This window comes from Trichococcus sp., from assembly GCF_049589555.1.
Taxonomy (GTDB): domain Bacteria; phylum Bacillota; class Bacilli; order Lactobacillales; family Aerococcaceae; genus Trichococcus.
Genome location: NZ_JBAWAZ010000332.1, coordinates 1 through 2,722, shown reverse-complemented (window position 1 = coordinate 2,722; position 2,722 = coordinate 1). Strand labels below are relative to the sequence as shown.

At 45.8% G+C, this 2,722-nt stretch carries 3 protein-coding genes; all 3 read left to right on the top strand.

Going from position 1 to position 2,722, the window contains the following annotated elements:
• Positions 1-502 precede the first annotated feature (502 nt).
• The 3 genes from tnpB (at position 503) to WBV27_RS11600 (ending at position 2,434) form a co-directional block, all read left to right on the top strand.
• Positions 503-1,675 carry an IS200/IS605 family element RNA-guided endonuclease TnpB gene (gene tnpB / locus WBV27_RS11610; RefSeq protein ID WP_424202234.1) on the top strand — a complete coding sequence of 391 codons (1,173 nt, stop codon included), beginning with the start codon at positions 503-505 and terminating at the stop codon, positions 1,673-1,675.
• A gap of 212 nt (positions 1,676-1,887) precedes the next feature.
• Positions 1,888-2,178, top strand: coding sequence for an ArsR/SmtB family transcription factor (locus WBV27_RS11605; RefSeq protein WP_424202232.1), 291 nt, complete (start codon positions 1,888-1,890; stop codon positions 2,176-2,178).
• 22 nt (positions 2,179-2,200) lie between these two features.
• Entirely contained in the window at positions 2,201-2,434 is a 234-nt protein-coding gene (locus WBV27_RS11600; protein WP_424202230.1) for a thioredoxin family protein, read from the top strand.
• Positions 2,435-2,722 lie beyond the last annotated feature (288 nt).

Sequence of the window (2,722 nt, the reverse complement as noted above, 5' to 3'; positions counted from 1 at the left end):
TTCATCGTGTTACCACCTTGGTTCAGAAAAACCTCTCGATTTTCCCCTTAACCAGTACGCCGCAACAAATCGCTGTTCCGGGATACTGTGATGCTGTAACGGGCATTCCCGTGGAGGGCTAAGGTTCTAAAAAGAGCGTTCGCCGTCCACTCACTCGAAGACCATTTTCCGGATAGCATCCCTGTCCTCTTCTCAACTACCGAGGTTCTCTGTGCATTTCGTCCATCCGTACTTATCTTTTCAATGTGAATTTATTTTGAAATTTATATATATAATAACAAGAGGATAAGAATCGGTCAAACTTTTTTCATTATTTTTTCATTTTTATCTTTTTCCGGCAGAAGAATCCCGCCTCAAGACGTGGTCAGGGCGTAGGCGGGAGATGAATGTCGGTAGGCGTCAGCCTATTCTTTTCGAAAAATCTTGTTGTTGAAGAGGGCCCTCCCGTTCGACCGAGAACAAATGTTCGTGTATAATAGGTGGCAGAAGGAGGTGACTGACAATGATGATCCACAAAGCCTACAAATTTCGGATCTACCCCAATCAGGAACAACAAATCCTGATTGCCAAGACCATCGGCTGTTCCCGTTTCGTGTTCAACCGCTTCCTGTCCGAATGGAACAAAAGCTATAAGGAAACAGGAAAAGGACTGAACTACAATGCTTGTTCCGCCAAGTTGACGTTGCTGAAAAAAGAAGAGGGGACACTCTGGCTGAAAGAGGTCGACAGTACCGCCCTCCAATCTTCCTTGCGGAATCTATCGGACAGCTACGACCGCTTCTTCAAGAAACAGAACAGCCACCCCCACTACAAGAGCAAAAAGAATCCGGTTCAGTCGTACACGACCAAGCATACGAACGGAAATATCGCGATTGTCGGGAACAAGTTGAAACTCCCTAAATTGGGGCTGGTCACATTCGCCAAGAGCCGGGAACCCGAAGGGCGTATCCTGAACGCCACCATTCGGCGCAATCCGTCCGGAAAATATTTCGTGTCCATCTTGTGCGAAGTCGAAACCCACCCCACTCCCAAAACAAACACTACCGTTGGCGTGGATGTCGGATTGAAAGACTTTGCCATCCTATCGGATGAGGATAAAACCGTCTTCGAAAATCCGAAGTTTTTCCGAACACTGGAAAAGAAATTGGTGAAGGAGCAGAGAATACTGTCCCGCCGCATGGAGCAAGCCCGCAAGGACGGCAAGAAGCTGGTCGAGGCGAAGAACTACCAGAAGCAGAAACGCAAGGTCGCCTGTATCCACGAGGATATCACTAATAAACGGAACGATTACCTGCATAAAATCTCCACCGACATCATCAAAAACCACGATGTGATCGGGATTGAGGATTTGCAGGTATCCAACATGGTCAAGAACCGAAAACTTTCGAAAGCCATCAGCGAAGTCAGCTGGGCGCAATTCCGCACAATGCTGGAGTATAAAGCGAATTGGTATGGGAAAGAAGTCGTTGTTGCAGCAAAAAACTTCGCTTCCAGCCAGCTATGTTCCTGTTGCGGCTACCAAAACAAAGACGTGAAGAGTCTCCATGTGCGTAAATGGACTTGCCCCGAATGCGGGAGCCATCACGACCGGGATTTCAACGCAAGCATAAACTTGAAGCAGGAAGCCATGCGTATTTTAGCTTCCAGAACCGTGGGGACCACGGGGTTAGCCTAACGAGAATCTGACCGATAGGTCGGAGTTTTTAGGAATCTCCCACCTCTAAGCATAAGCGTAGGTGGGAGTAGTTCAAACCTGTAAAAGATGGAAATTGCATTAATAATTGCGAGGGTATATACTTCATATAGATAGATGTCTATGTGAAGGCGTTAAGGGTGACAGAACGGGCTAGGGTGCCTCAAAACACATCAGGAAAAGAGGAAATGAATATGGCGATTGAATATAAAACCTACGCAAAATGTCTGAAAGTGTTGTCGGACGAAACCAGATTGGAAATCATGGATTTATTGTCGGAAGGCGAAATGTGCGCCTGTGCGTTGTTGGATCAGTTTTCGATCACCCAACCGACTTTGTCCTATCACATGAAGATGATGAAGGACTGCGGTTTGGTGGACAGCAGAAAAGACGGCATTTGGGTCAAATATTCCGTGAATCATGAAAAATTGGATGAATTGAAGGACTTTTTCCAGACTATGGCAAAGCAAAGCACCACTGTATAGCACGAGAAAGCAGGGGATGGAAATGGAAATAAAAATTTTGGGACCGGGCTGCCGCAACTGCGAGAAACTGCAGGCCAATGCAAATGCAGCACTGAAAAAAATCGGCATGGAAGCAACCATAACCAAAGTGGAGGACCCAAAAGAAATCGCAAAGTACGGTATCATGCAGACTCCGGGGCTGGTCATCAATGAAAAGGTCGTCTCTTATGGGCGGATTCTGACGCCCAAACACATTGCAGAGCTCCTGCAAAAGTGACAAAAAAAGAAAAGCCTATCCTTGAATGAATAAGCTGCGAAAACCGGGGTTCTGCTCCTGTATTATCGCAGCTTTTTTGAAGCCTTTCACTACCCAAAAACAACACATTGACATTCATCTATGTGTGGGCGTATACTAACACATAGATAAACATCAATATATTATGTGGAAAAATACAAAATAGAAGGTGCAGTTCATCATGGGAATTTTTCAATGGTTAAATGATCAGTTATTAAAAATGCAGTGGCTCAGCGATTTGGTCGCTGTGCTTGTCCGGGATGTCTTCGG

Coding starts and splice junctions, on each gene's coding strand:
- WBV27_RS11600 (WP_424202230.1), top strand. CDS start 2,201: ATGGAAATAAAAATTTTGGGACCGGGCTGCCGCAACTGCGAGAAACTG.
- tnpB (WP_424202234.1), top strand. CDS start 503: ATGATGATCCACAAAGCCTACAAATTTCGGATCTACCCCAATCAGGAA.
- WBV27_RS11605 (WP_424202232.1), top strand. CDS start 1,888: ATGGCGATTGAATATAAAACCTACGCAAAATGTCTGAAAGTGTTGTCG.